Here is a 13,051-nt window from a genome sequence, read left to right on the forward strand (position 1 = left end):
TCCGTCATGCCGGCCATTTACATTTGTTTCATAGATTTGTCTTATAGTTTACATAGAATAGAGGGCCATTTAACAGTGGTCCTCTATTATTTTATAGAGTCATAAATGTAAGAGGAGGAAGATTATGAGAAGGATACTAAGAAAGTCCACACTGTCGCTGATGACTGCTGCCCTCATTATCACATCCGTTTTTCCTGCCGTTAATATGGTTCACGCGGAAACGGTCAGTCAGGATATTGCGAACAACAACGTGAAAGTCCAACTGCTGGGCATGAACGACCTTCATGGGAAGATCGATGTGACGAGTACGGTGTCCTCCCGTCCGGGTCTGAAGTTCGGCCGCGCTGAGTATTGGGCCGCCTATCTGCGCCAGCGTGAGACAACCAATCCGAACACGTTGCTCATGCATTCCGGCGACATGGTAGGGGGCAGCTCCCCGGTATCGGCTCTGCTCCAGGATGAGCCGACCGTTGAAATCATGAACACGCTCGGTTTCGATATCGGAACCCCCGGCAACCATGAGTTCGACGAAGGTGTAGACGAAATGCTGCGTCTGAACAACGGCGGTGACCATCCGAACGGGACGCAAAATTACAAGGGCATGAACTTCCCCGTCGTCGCGGCGAACGTGGAGTACAAGGATACGGGAAAACAGGTGCTTAACCCTTATGCCATCAAGGAAGTCGGCGGAGTTAAAATCGGGTTTATCGGTGTCGTGACAACGGCCACACCAAGCATCGTCATGCCGACCGGAATCGCGAACGTCCGATTTACCGATGAATCAACTGCGGTCAACAAATACGTCCCCGAGCTGCAAGCCCAAGGCGTGGAAGCGATCGTCGTTCTGGCTCATGTTCCCGGCGATCAGGACGGCACCTCCGCGAAAGGCGAAATCGCAGGCATGGCAAATCAAGTGAACGATGCCGTCGATATCATTTATGCCGCGCATAATCACGTTAAGATCAATGCCGTCGTAGACAACAAACTGATCGTACAGGCATGGGAGTATGGAAACGCCATTCTCGACATCGATCTGGAAATCGACCCAGTAACCCATGACATCGTGAAGAAATCGGCTGAGATCGTCGACGTTGTGCAATCCGGCATTACGCCGGATGCAGAAATCGCGGCTATTCTGAAGAAGTATGAGGATCTGGTCGCTCCCAAAGTGAATGCCGTGGTGGGAACGAACGAAATCGCGTTGATCAAAGGCTATCCGACGAAAGCCGTGTTAGGCGACAACGCGCTTGGCAACTTGATCGCGGACGGCATGAACTTTGAAATGAATAGCGATTTCGCACTGATGAACGGTGGCGGCGTGAGGTACAATCTGGATGCCGGTCCAGTCACATGGGGAGAGCTGTTCAACATCCAACCGTTCGCTAATAACTTAGTGAAAATCGACGTGACGGGAGCACAGTTCATTGAAATTCTAAACGCCATGATCGACCCGCGATACGGTCCAGACTCCTTTATAAGCGGGGGCCGCTATACTTGGGACACAGCGACGAACAAGATTGTAAGTCTGACGCTGGAGAACGGCCAACCTGCAGATCCGGCCGCCACCTATTCGCTTACGGTCAACAACTTCATGTACAACCAGACCAGTGCCAAATACAAGCTGCTCGGGCAATATGGCAAAAACGTGGTACAAGGTTCGGAAGACATCACGGGAACCGTTAATTTTTTCAAGAGCCTTACCGCGCCCATTCATTATGTAGCTGAAGGCAGAATCAGCACGGATCTCGTCGCACCATTGACCGTGGCTGCAGTCGACGGATTGAGCGGGGAAGACGCATACAATGTTAATGATGTGAAAGTAATGCTGACGGTTACTGACGGCACAGGAATTGGGGTCAAAGAATCGCAATACCGGATCGGAAACGGGGATTGGAAGCCGGCAGTTGGCGGAACGTTTACGGTCAGTACGGAAGGCCGCAATGCGGTAGAGTTCCGTTCCATCGACAAAGCTGGCAACATCGAAGCGACTCACTCGTTGCTGATTTTGATCGACAAGAGTGGTCCTGCGATCCAAAATCCGGGCAACGTGTCGGTTTATCCGTACGACGAGGTGTCGCTATCATTCGTCGCCACCGATAACTTAAGCGGTGTTCGTGACCTGAAAGTGGTGTTGGACGGCGCTGCTGCAGTGAATCCGCTGAAGATCGCTCCCTTTGCTCTCAGCTTCGGAACTCACAAGGTAACGGTTGCCGGAGAAGACAATGCGGGCAACAAGAGCGAAATCTCTTTTAACATCGAGGTCGTATTGGATGCGGCTCATCTAGATGAGCTTATCCAAGCAGGGTCGGATAACGGAAAAATCACGAACGAGGGAATCGTAAATAGCCTGCTTGTGAAAGTAAAATCGGAATCGTTGCAAGCCTTGGCGAACGAAGTTAAGGCGCAATCCGGCAAAAAGATCGATAAGGCATTCGCAGACTTGCTGCTGAAAGCAATCGAATTCACCATGAAGACGAATATAGCGGCATAAACATCATTCATTACCACAAAGCAGCTCGGGGATCCCCGAGCTGCTTTGCTTTTTTTTATCCTCATAAACTGTATGGAGGTTTGCTTGTTTTATCGTGTGTACTTATCCTTCACCGAATAGGTGTCCTATTCATACTTTTTACACAAATGAAAAAAGACACCTCCAAACGAAGATGTCTTTCCCATCGGCTTCATTAGCTCCGGATACCGCTAAACGTTAGATGCCTGTCGCCTTAGAAATTCGCGAATCGAAACATCCGCGCTAAGCCCAATGGCACGGCTGTAAGCAGAGCGGGCGTCCTCACTTCGGTTCATCCGCTTGTACAAATGGGCGGCAAGCGCCCAATAGGGTTGATAGTTCACAATTTCATCCGCTGGAATGGCTTCTAATAGAGCCAACCCACGTTCCGTTCCATAGGTTTCCGCAACCGCGGCGGCTCGGCTGACCAACGCCCCCAGTGTAGGGGACATCCGAACGAGACCCTCATACAACAGCGCGATCTTCTCCCATTCAATTCGCCCAGTCCATAAACGCTGGGCATGCAGCGATTGAATCGCAGCTAAGAGTTGGAAGTGTCCGATTCGTCCTGCTTGCGAGGCAATAGTTAGACAACTCTCCGCCTCCATTATCATGCTCCTAGACCATAACGCACAATCCTGTTCTGAGAGGGGAACGTAGTCCCCCTCCTTGCGGCGGGCCTCACGACGCGCTTCACAGTGCAGCATGAGTGCCAGTAGTCCGTGAACCTCTGGATCAGCTGGCAAGAATTGTGCAAGCATCCTTCCCAGGTAGATCGCTTCATCGGTTAATCCCTTGCGACGCGAATCTACAGCAGTTATCTCGTCCCAGCCACTGCCGTAAGCGGCATAAATGGCTTCAAGCACGGCGTCTAGGCGATCTGGCATTTCTTCGGCATCGGGCATTTCAAATGTAAGGCGCTCAGCACGAATCTTCGCTTTCACCCGTGGTGACGATTATAACTTCTTTTGAGCGTTGGTGATATGCATAAAAACAGCATATAATTAAAATATATGTTGGGTATGGTGAGGAGGAAAATGATTTGCAATTTACTGTGGATAGCTCAATATTACTTTTCTCTACTTTACTAATCGTTGGTGTCATAATAACGAAATTTTCATCTCGGTTAGGTGTTCCTTCTCTTGTATTCTTTATTGCAGTTGGGATGCTGTTGAGTAAATTCCTTTATTACGATAGTGCTTATTTAACGCAATTATTCGGTATCCTTGCATTGATTGTCATTTTATTTGAAGGCGGTCTTCAAACAAAATGGAAGGATATGAGAAAGGTTGTCGTACCTTCCGCTACCTTGGCAACAGTTGGCGTATTAATTACAACAGCAATCATTGGTGTGCTTGCAAAGTACATTCTCGGGTTGTCTTGGCTCGAAGGAATGTTATTTGGTGCCATTGTTGGCTCCACGGACGCAGCGGCTATATTCGCCGTATTAGGGAACAAAAATATCCGACCAAAGCTAACGGCAACACTTGAAGCTGAGTCTGGAACGAATGACCCTATGGCTATCTTTCTAACAATTTCCTTCATTGAGCTAATTCAAAACCCTGAATCAAGCTTTTTAACCTTGTTTTTAGGATTCCTATGGCAAATGGGTTTAGGCTTGGTTATGGGCTTTCTCTTGGGCAAAATCTCTGTTTGGGTAATCAATAAAATTAATCTTGATTCTTCTGGATTATACCCAGTTCTATCAATAGCATTCGCTGTTCTAACATATAGTGGGACTGCGATGCTTCAAGGAAGCGGATTACTAGCCGTTTATGTTATGGCTGTATTGGTTGGGAACTCAGACTTAACATACCGCCATTCCATATTCCGCTTTAATGAAGGTTTCGCTTGGATGATGCAAATTTTGATGTTCATTCTACTCGGCTTGTTAGTGTTCCCTAATCAGTTGCTCTCTGTCATTTGGCAAGGGTTGGGACTATCTGTATTGCTTATGCTTGTCGCCAGACCTATTGGAGTATTCGTCAGTATGATTTTTATGAAATTTAACATTAAAGAAATCACTTTTATATCGTGGGCTGGCTTGCGTGGAGCTGTTCCGATTGTCTTGGCAACATACCCAATGATAGCGGGCTTGGAAAACAGCCAACTAATATTTAATGTCGTATTCTTCGTAGTTCTTACATCGGCGTTGATTCAAGGTTCAACAATTTCATTATTAGCGGAAAAATTAGGTTTATTGGGTGGAAAAAAGGCAACAGTTCCTCACACATTGGAGCTTGTTTCAATTGGGAAGACGAATTCAGAGATAATTGAGATTGATGTAGAAGAACAGTCTTCCGTTGAGGGCAAGGAAATAAAAAATGCCAACCTTCCCGAAGAAGCATTAGTAACTGCGATTGTTCGGGACGAGAAGATAATCACTCCAAAAGGACAGACACTTATCAAATCAGGCGATATACTGTATGTCCTCTTACCGAAAACGTTGAGGGAACAAGTTAAAGAAATGTTCAACAAAAAAGAAGAACCACAAAAATCAGAGGAAAACAGCTAATTCAACCTTTTGAATAATGGGCGAAATTATTACAAGCCTTGATTTTAAGGTGGATAATAATTACGCCCATTAACTTTTCTATGTACAATATGTAGTCGTCACTTCAACTACTGTCGGGTACGGTGACTATTTCCCGGTAACCACCATTGGCATGATCTACGGCATCATCGTCATCCTGACGGGATTGGTATTGATCGGTGCGGTAATTGGGAAGATCACGGAAAAATTAACATCGCTAAAGAAGCTGAAGGAGGAAGGAAAGTTGAACTACAAAGGAACTAATCACTTCCTATTAATCGGCTGGAACAACCATAAAACGAGAAATACGATCGAAGAGATCTTAACTGCCCCCGTAAACGAAGTTGTTCTCATTGACACCCTTGATAAGAGCCCATTCGAACATGACCGCTTTCATTATGTTCAGGGAGATCCGACGGATTATCATACGCTTGAGAGGGCTAACGCCGCCGCTTGCGAATGTGTCGTGATTTTTGCACCCGATAATGTAAGTGAACCTATTCTAGCGGACGGTTATACCTTAATCATTGCAACGACCATTGAAAGCTTTGCTGAATCCATAGGTGCGAATATTTACACGATCGCAGAAATACTGAAGGAACATCACCAGAAGAATTTCAAGCATGCGAAAGTTGATGAGTTTATATTAAGTCAGCAATCCGTTTCTCATTTACTGGCCAATTCCTGTCTTCAGAAAGGCTCATCGCAGTTCTTCATGAATTTGCTAAGCAAAGAAGGAGATGGCGATCTCTATAAAGTCGATAAGAAGGCTCATTGGGTTACCTATCAGGACGCGTTTGAAGAAATGCTTCGCAGCGGTGCCATCTTGGTTTCCGACGGCAAAGATACCACTATCGCGAGGCGCAAAAACGATAAGATTCCGCCGCACGCTAAATTATTCGTGATTTGCGACAACGAAACGTATACGAAAATTTCACGTTCTTAGTTCGTCACACAGCCGCCAATCACAAGACCGACAGCCACGCTGATCCCCAGTGACACGATTGCCGCGGAGACGTTATTGTCTTCAATGGCTTGATAAACGCTGAATTTCGGAGTTAACACTTCATACAGGTAGAATGCGATAATTTGTGCCAGAAGGCCGATAACAGACCATATGACCATGTCTAACCAATCAACGGAATTGGAAATGACAAACGCCATCGTAATCGCAGCTCCAATGAGTTTCCCCGAAAGGACAATCCCAGCTGATACATTTCCTGCTTTGATGAGGTTAAATAGTTTGTTTTTAGTGAACAGCTCCACCAGCAATATAACCACGGCTAGAATAACCAGGGCAGTGCCTGCGTGAAGCAGAAAATTAAGATATAAGTTTTCCATTGTTTTGTTGTTCCCCTTTAGTGTGATATTTTTTGTATCCAATTGGCATAAAACAAGATTCATTACCCGTAATTTCCGCACCCGCACGAACGCCGATAGCTGAACCTTTGCCGTTAATGACAAAACAACCGAATAACTGTCTTGCCTCTTGAATGCCTTTTTCGGTTTTGATGCTGATTTTAGGCATTTCCACATGCTTCTGGAATACTGGAGTCGAATCAGAGTAGTTCTCATTTACGTTTTTATTTAGGATATTTCCGTTTCCGTCGTAAATTTTTATCGTGTCGCCTTCACGGCCAAACGATGGTTTCTCAACAAAACTTACCCCTTCGGCGATAAAAGTGTCTTTCTCCAGATAGGTAGGCAAGAAATACTGACGAATCCAGCGTTTTTCATTTGTTGTATAAACATCGCTATCCTCTTCCATTAGACCCCAGATGATGGCCATCACTGCCTTGCTCTGCAGAAGAAACGCAGAAGGGGGATTGATGAGCGATAACTTATCCTCTATGACCAATTGGATGAGCTGTTCACCCACTCTCATCTTCGTATGTTCGTCGGAGTCGTTGGCGAGGTGTTCAATCGGATAGGTTTGGCGGTACAGGATATCAATTCTGTTGCTTTCTTCATCATATAAGCCGTTTTCATCAATGACTAACCTACTTAGAGGCACAAATTTCGCTTTCACGGCACTTTTTTGCAGCAAATAGATTGTCGTAATCAAATCTTCCTCGTGGTCGGAATGTGAAGTAAACACGATGTGCGGATTTCGAAGATTGCGAGCTCTCGCAGTTTCGAGAATGGCTGATTTAACCGCTGCAGCAAGCTCCGCTTCCGTGCCAGCATTGGGGTCCTCGTAGCCAAGCTTGTTTACGACTTTCCCGTTAATAACAAAACATTCTTTGATAAACGTCGGTGTGTCCGCGTTCAATTCAAGGATCTTAAACCCCTCGGTTGTTTTAACGAAATCAAATCGACCGATGACTGTATCGGATAACAACGTTTTTTTACGTATGTAGGTAAGTGTACTTCTCGGGTAGTCCAATTCCTCCAGAAGAGGATCTGAAGCGTATGAACGCAGCATATGGGCAGTTTTCTGGAAGATCGTAAAGGCTCTCTCCGCGATTTTCCTCATTTCAGCCACATCTTTCCGGGTTACTTTAAGGCAATCGTAGAGTGCATACTCCATGTCATAAAGATCCGGCCAGAATGCATCAATTTCAGCAAAGAAATTATTACGGTCAACCGAGTGTTGAACTGCATTAAACTGTTTTTCTCTAATCATTCCTTGCTCCTTGGACATCGACTATTTACCCGCCTGAAGCCCCTTTATTACCACTTCCGAAGCCGCCGCCCTTGTAGCCGCTGTAGTAATTCTTATATGCAGGATTGCTGCGGAGTTTGCTCTTGGTCATGTAGTACATTCCAGCGAAAAAAAATCCTCCGTAATAAGATGATCTCTTATCGTCGCACTCCCATACCCCGTCATCTGCTTCCCATTCCCATTCGTTGCACCCTGGGTCGGTTGGCATGGGTACGGTTGGTGCGGCGGCTTGTGTCCCACAACCCGTCATGGATGAGACCACCATACCTGCGAGCAGCGTCTTGACAATCCTTTTTGTTTTTTCCAAGTCATTGTCTCTCCTCGTTTATATTTCTCCCTAAAAGTGATGCCATTAAACTCTGTATATCAGATCATTATTTCCATTATACTTATTTCATTAAAACATTGGAGGAATATCAGTGAACACCCTCGAGTATCGACTTACGGATGAAACGGCTATTTTTCACTATGACCAGCTCAGCCGTACCGAGATTGAAATCCGCAAGCGGTGTGATTTCTTCATTAAAGACGCGGTCGTTTACACCAAAGAAGACCTTTACGGAGAATGAGAGTGTGGAATTCGGCGGTTCTTCATACGCAAGAAGTTCTTTGGAATTGGACGAAGACCGCAACACGCTTGTTTATTATGGGATTAGGAGAGGATAACAGACTATAATCGTTATTCATCTGTTCATTCTCTTCCCAGGTGATCCCGTATGGAAGTCCCCAGTCTTCACTTCGTGCGTACATCACTCGATTCGTGCCATTCTGTATGAATAATCATATAGATATTTCCCTGAGATGGTGAAATCGTTAAATCTGTATGAAAAATCGTATAGAATCTCATCTTTGGCACTTATCGCGACTATTCTATTCGAAAAATCATACAGATTACGGACACACAAAAGGATTAGATGGATTGTGGGTGATTCGTAGAAAGACCATGAGTTTAAAAACCATTCAAAGCACATTCAGCGATGACAATCTTAGCGGCTGATTCAGATGCCGTTTTCTCACAAAGAGCTCCGAAGAGTTTATGTAGCGTAATTTACCTCTTCCAACCCGGAACCCACCAGTTCGCGCTGCCGAGCAATTTCATGAGAGCCGGAACGACGATGACGCGAATGAACGTAGCGTCGATGAATATGGCGCTGAACAAGCCGACGCCAAGCGCTTTGGTGATCTCGATGTCCGAGTAAACGAAGGAACCGACGACGACGATCAAGATCAACGCCGCGCTAGTAATCAGCCCGCCGGTTTTGGTCAGTCCGGCTGCTGTGCTCCGCTCATTATCTCCCGTCCTTTCGTACTCCTCCTTAATTCTCGAGATCAAGAACACCTCGTAATCCATGGAAATACCGAATACCACGCAGAAAATCGTTACAGGTAAAACAACGCTCACGTAGCCAATGGAAGTGATGTTCAGCAGGTCCGCCATCAAGCCGTTTTGAAATATGATCACGACGATGCCCAAGCTGGCCCCAAGGCTGAGCACGTTCATCATCACGGCTTTAAGCGGCAGGAGAACTGATTTGAAGGCAACTAACAGAACCAAATAGGTGATCACCATCACAAATCCGGCCATAGCCGGGAGCCCGCGATCGATTCGATCCATGATGTCTAAACGATTAGCTGCCGCACCCGTAATGAAAGAATGGAGATCGCCCGAATCGAGTCCTCGAAGCTCGCTTATCAGTCCGGCGGTTTCGGCTGACTCCGGATCGGACCTGGGAACCGCTACAATTAGCGCGGTATTCCCTTTTGCCAGCTTCTGCCTCTCCATTTGCCCCTTTATAGAATCGTTCTGTAGCATCGCAGCCGTTTGATCCGGCGAACGATTTCCCAGAACGGTGATATAGCTTCTGACACTCACAATACCCGAATGAGAACGAATTTGCTTCGAATAAGCCGCAACTTCCCGGACCGCTTCTGTTCCCCATATAGACCCCGGTGCTTCGACGACGATCTGAATCGGGCTGGCCTCCCGACTATCGTACGTTTGCTTCAACAAATCCGATCCCTGCCTGGACTCATAAGACGGCGGCAGCACCTCGGCATTCGGGACACCCAGCTTCATGCCGCCAATCGGCAGCATCAGCAGAACCAGAATTCCGCTCATGAGCACGACAAGAAACACCGGTCGCTTCATAACGGCGAAAGCGATACGCTCCCAAGCTGTGGATTTCCGCCGTCTGCGCTGCAATGCAGGGAATAATGCCAGGCTATTGATTTTGGGGCCTAATATGCCGAGCAACGCCAGAAGCAAGGTATTTGATAACAACACGGAAGCCAGAACGACCAGCACACCTCCCAAACAGAAGGCGCGCATGACCGGAAGATCTATGAAGAGCATGCCGAGCATGCTGATTAGGACCGCAAAACCGGAAAAGAAGATCGATCTGCCCGCCATCCGGCAAGTCGCCGCCACCGCCGTGCTTACCGCACGCTGACGCACAAGCTCCTCTCGGAACCGACTGACGACAAACAACGCATAATCGATGCCGATCGCAAGCCCGATCATCGTCACCATATTGGGCATAAAATTCGATAACGAGTATTTCTCCGCAAAAAAATAAGTCGCTCCCAACGTAACGGTAACGCTCATTACTCCTACAATCAAGGGAAGGATTGCCGCCCATAACGTTCCGAAAATCAAAATCAGCACAATCAAAGCCACCGGCAAACCCAGCATCTCCGACTTGGTCAAGTCCTTCTTCGTCGCCTGCTGAATATCGTAAAGGATTGCCGTCGGACCATCTACAAACACCTCCATCCCGGCAGGTGCGCGGATCCGGCTTCGGAGTTCCGGGTAATTGGTCAAGGCTTCGGATTTGCCTAGAGCAAGCTCGATGTGGACCGATTGAACACCTCTGCGCTCGTTTAAACGCGGCGTTTCGTTCAGTTTGACGTTACGGACATATGGAACTTCTTGTAGTTCATCAAGGGAAGAGAGAATGACGGAGATTTCACGACGGCTCGTCAAATCCAGCGTATCGCTGGTGTACACCAAGGTGATCGCCGAAGAGGGAAACCCAAGTTTGTCTTGCAACTGGGTATAGCCATAGTCGGATTCGCTGCCGCGAGGAGCAAAGCCGTTATCATTGAGCAGCTCCGGCACCTTCCGGGCATATACACCCAAACCAAAGAAAAGCGCCGCGCAAACCAACACTACGATCCAGCGATTCCGATGAATGGAGAGGCCCCAAGCCCAAAAAACACCTTTCCTTCTTTCTTCACTCATCGGTCTGCCCATCCCCATCTAACAAGTTTTATAGTGTTTACTTATCCTTCACTGAAAAGGTGTCCGTATTCATACTTTTTACATAAATGAAAAAAGACACCTCCAGACGAAGATGTCTTTCCATTGGCTTCATAGGTCTAGCAAGTCCTTAATTTGAGAATCGACTAGTGTTTCCAGTTCCCTTTTAGCTGTTTCTCAAATTCCAGATCCAAATGTTGTTTGATCTCATTAATAATCGCATTCATATTTTGTGTAATATCTTGTTTGGAAAGTTCGACTTGCGGGGTTACTACATTGTTCATTTGTTGTTTTTTCTCATCTAAATAGGCCATTAATTCCTGACGAGCTCGTGTTATTTCGAATTTTCAAGGATGATCAGTGTATTTGGGAATTCAAGATTCAAGGATGGCATGGCGGGGAAAGTATAATGAAGATTTATATGATGAAATATTAATTAGCTCGTAATTAATATGAAACGATGCAAATTGGTTTTAAGTCGGCTGCTTGGTCCGCTTAACTAAGCAAATCCCACACTTGCTTTCCGACCAGCAAACTGCATATCGCCATGAACATCGGACGTACATACGACGAGCCTTTACGGATCGCCATTCTGGAGCCGATCAAGGAGCCGGCAATCATCGCCGCGCCCATCGGAAGCCCATACTGATAATTGACCAAACCGAAAGAAACGAAGGCGGCCAAGCTCGCGATGTTGCTCGCGAAATTCAACACTTTAGCGTTGCCTGCAGCCATGACAAAGTCAAAGCCGAGCGCCAGGAAAATAAAAATAAGAAAGGATCCGGTTCCCGGACCGAAAAATCCGTCGTAAAAGCCGAGACCGAACGCCGCAATCCCCATCCAGACCGCTGATTTGGCTTTCAGGCCGGAGAAGGTGGATAGCTGTCCCCAGTTTTTTTTGAAAAATGTATACAACGTTACCAATATGAGCATAACCACAACCAAAGGCCGCAAAAAATCGGAAGGGATATGCCGCACCGCGTAAGTGCCGCCGACGGCTCCTGTCAGCGAAAGCGGGAACAAATAAAGGACGAGCCGCAGATTTACTTTACCCGAGCGGATGAAGGAAAGTGTGCTTGTCAAAGATGACATCGTGCCCGCCAGTTTGTTCGTTCCAAGCGCTGCCGTCGGAGACATTCCGGTTGCCAGCAGCAGCGGCAAAGCGATAAGTCCGCCTCCCCCGACAACGGAATCCACGAACGCGGCGAGAAATCCTCCAGCCATAATAATAAACAGCCATGTTAAGTCGACATGTTCCATTAAATCTCCCTCATCCCGTCGGCAAATCAAACCAGGGTCCCTTTGAGCCAACTATACCAGATATGCCGCTAAACGGCATCCGATGGAAGACCCATTACAAGATTCGTACCGCTGGTCCGCTGATCGAGCATGGCCTTAAGAACTGTGCCGATATGCGCTCCCGCCTCTATCGGGGGCGTTCCGGCGATATGGATATTGGAAATGACATTGCGCTCGGACTCCATCATACCTATTCTCGGCCGATAACACATATAAGCGCTCATGGACCGGGCGGACACAAGACCCGGGCGTTCGCCAATCAGAAGTACAAGAACCTGCGGCCGAAGGATTTTCCCAATGGGATCCATGCAAGCCACCCTGCCGTTTTTCACGAAAAAAGTTGTCCCCCACGAAAGCCCGTATATGCGGAGGGAATCAAGCAGCGCCGGGTAGACATCGCGAATGTTGGCTTCAATCGCAGCGGAACTTAAACCGTCTGAAACCACAATCTGCACTTCGGGCTCCAGGATACATCCGGAGGATATGAGCAGCTCCCCTTCTTCCGTGAGCCTTCTGCCTTGATCCGGCCTTTTCAAATAGATTTCCTTGTTTTCACACATTGTTTCCACGGAGAAAAAACCCATTTCATCCAACAACGACTTCGAAACCTCGCCGTATACGGCATCGACCGCCGCCGCGTGATCCAACCGCAGCTGCAGTATCTTTGCCGTAGTCGGACGCGTTCCGGCGCGTCCTACACCAATGCGCGCCGGCGTCACTCGCGTCAAATCGGCCAAAACCTCTATGCGGGTTGAATCAGACGATTCCATTAGTCCCTCTCCTTCC

At 47.3% G+C, this 13,051-nt stretch carries 12 protein-coding genes and 1 pseudogene; 5 read left to right on the plus strand and 8 right to left on the minus strand.

The window, feature by feature from the left end:
* Window positions 1-124 precede the first annotated feature (124 nt).
* The gene (locus ACESLK_RS08580) at window positions 125-2,491 is read left to right on the plus strand and encodes a bifunctional metallophosphatase/5'-nucleotidase (RefSeq protein ID WP_373228850.1); all 2,367 of its coding nucleotides are present in this window, start codon (window positions 125-127) and stop codon (window positions 2,489-2,491) included.
* Between the two features lie 209 nt (window positions 2,492-2,700).
* Here the strand turns inward: ACESLK_RS08580 and ACESLK_RS08585 are convergent, their stop codons facing one another.
* Window positions 2,701-3,453: an RNA polymerase sigma factor gene (locus ACESLK_RS08585; protein WP_373228852.1), complete on the minus strand. Its 753-nt coding sequence runs from the start codon at window positions 3,451-3,453 to the stop codon at window positions 2,701-2,703.
* Window positions 3,454-3,551: 98 nt separating this feature from the next.
* Here ACESLK_RS08585 and ACESLK_RS08590 point away from each other — a divergent pair, with 98 nt between their 5' ends.
* The 3 genes and pseudogenes from ACESLK_RS08590 (at window position 3,552) to ACESLK_RS08600 (ending at window position 5,988) form a co-directional block, all read left to right on the plus strand.
* Window positions 3,552-5,024: a potassium/proton antiporter gene (locus ACESLK_RS08590; protein WP_373228853.1), complete on the plus strand. Its 1,473-nt coding sequence runs from the start codon at window positions 3,552-3,554 to the stop codon at window positions 5,022-5,024.
* A 100-nt stretch (window positions 5,025-5,124) separates the two neighbouring features.
* Window positions 5,125-5,244: pseudogene (locus ACESLK_RS08595) on the plus strand (ion channel); the annotation flags it as partial.
* A gap of 42 nt (window positions 5,245-5,286) precedes the next feature.
* The gene (locus ACESLK_RS08600; protein ID WP_373229008.1) at window positions 5,287-5,988 is read left to right on the plus strand and encodes an NAD-binding protein; all 702 of its coding nucleotides are present in this window, start codon (window positions 5,287-5,289) and stop codon (window positions 5,986-5,988) included.
* Here ACESLK_RS08600 and ACESLK_RS08605 read toward each other — a convergent pair.
* The 3 genes from ACESLK_RS08605 to ACESLK_RS08615 are packed head-to-tail and all read right to left on the minus strand — an operon-like array spanning window position 5,985 to window position 8,014.
* Window positions 5,985-6,383: a DUF350 domain-containing protein gene (locus tag ACESLK_RS08605; RefSeq protein WP_373228855.1), complete on the minus strand. Its 399-nt coding sequence runs from the start codon at window positions 6,381-6,383 to the stop codon at window positions 5,985-5,987. The genes ACESLK_RS08600 and ACESLK_RS08605 overlap by 4 nt on opposite strands.
* Window positions 6,364-7,686, minus strand: a complete 1,323-nt coding sequence (locus ACESLK_RS08610; protein WP_373228857.1) for a glutathionylspermidine synthase family protein — start codon at window positions 7,684-7,686, stop codon at window positions 6,364-6,366. The genes ACESLK_RS08605 and ACESLK_RS08610 overlap by 20 nt, the downstream gene beginning before the upstream one ends.
* 7 nt (window positions 7,687-7,693) lie before the next feature.
* Window positions 7,694-8,014 (minus strand): hypothetical protein, encoded by a 321-nt coding sequence (locus tag ACESLK_RS08615; RefSeq protein ID WP_373228858.1) that lies wholly within the window; start codon window positions 8,012-8,014, stop codon window positions 7,694-7,696.
* Window positions 8,015-8,126: 112 nt separating this feature from the next.
* Between ACESLK_RS08615 and ACESLK_RS08620 the strand changes: the two genes are divergently transcribed.
* Window positions 8,127-8,276 (plus strand): hypothetical protein, encoded by a 150-nt coding sequence (locus ACESLK_RS08620; RefSeq protein ID WP_373228859.1) that lies wholly within the window; start codon window positions 8,127-8,129, stop codon window positions 8,274-8,276.
* A gap of 479 nt (window positions 8,277-8,755) precedes the next feature.
* On the opposite strand, the gene ACESLK_RS08625 is transcribed toward ACESLK_RS08620, so the two are convergent.
* The 4 genes from ACESLK_RS08625 to eutC all read right to left on the minus strand — a co-directional run bounded on the left by ACESLK_RS08625 (window position 8,756) and on the right by eutC (window position 13,035).
* On the minus strand, window positions 8,756-10,948 hold the full coding sequence (locus tag ACESLK_RS08625; protein ID WP_373228860.1) for an MMPL family transporter: 2,193 nt from the start codon (window positions 10,946-10,948) through the stop codon (window positions 8,756-8,758).
* A 164-nt stretch (window positions 10,949-11,112) separates the two neighbouring features.
* Window positions 11,113-11,280, minus strand: a complete 168-nt coding sequence (locus ACESLK_RS08630) for a hypothetical protein (protein ID WP_373228862.1) — start codon at window positions 11,278-11,280, stop codon at window positions 11,113-11,115.
* A gap of 181 nt (window positions 11,281-11,461) precedes the next feature.
* Entirely contained in the window at window positions 11,462-12,226 is a 765-nt protein-coding gene (locus tag ACESLK_RS08635) for a sulfite exporter TauE/SafE family protein (RefSeq protein WP_373228863.1), read from the minus strand.
* Between the two features lie 68 nt (window positions 12,227-12,294).
* Complete coding sequence (gene eutC, locus ACESLK_RS08640; RefSeq protein WP_373228864.1) at window positions 12,295-13,035, minus strand: ethanolamine ammonia-lyase subunit EutC; 741 nt, start codon at window positions 13,033-13,035, stop codon at window positions 12,295-12,297.
* Window positions 13,036-13,051 lie beyond the last annotated feature (16 nt).

It is taken from the genome of Cohnella sp., from assembly GCF_041640265.1.
GTDB lineage: Bacteria > Bacillota > Bacilli > Paenibacillales > Paenibacillaceae > Cohnella.